We start from the raw sequence: 243 nt of genomic DNA, 5'->3' as shown, positions 1-243 counted from the left end.
TGCTGGCTGTGATCGGCTCCTGCGCCAGCAGAAGCACACTGAACTGATGACAGTAACGGGCAAAACGGCGTGACAGCGAGCCATTTTCCTGCAACCAGCTTTGCAGTTCCGGCTTATTGAGGTGTATGTTTTCCGTCAGTTGCCAGTCGGCATTGTCCAGAGCGGACTTATATATCTGCTTGAATTTCGACATCTTCCCAATTCAATTCCTAGAAAGGGTGATAGAATGTGGCCAATTGATAA

At 48.6% G+C, this 243-nt stretch carries 1 protein-coding gene; it reads right to left on the bottom strand.

The annotated features are described in order from the left end of the window. On the bottom strand, positions 1-193 hold a 193-nt coding region (locus ACYP03_RS27585), incomplete at its 3' end, for a chorismate lyase (RefSeq protein WP_459782883.1). Between the last annotated feature and the right edge of the window lie 50 nt (positions 194-243).

The sequence above is a fragment of the Photobacterium sp. R1 genome (genome assembly GCF_054600795.1).
The sequence above is the reverse complement of the archived record's forward strand: the minus strand, read 5'-3'. Positions and strand labels throughout refer to the sequence as shown.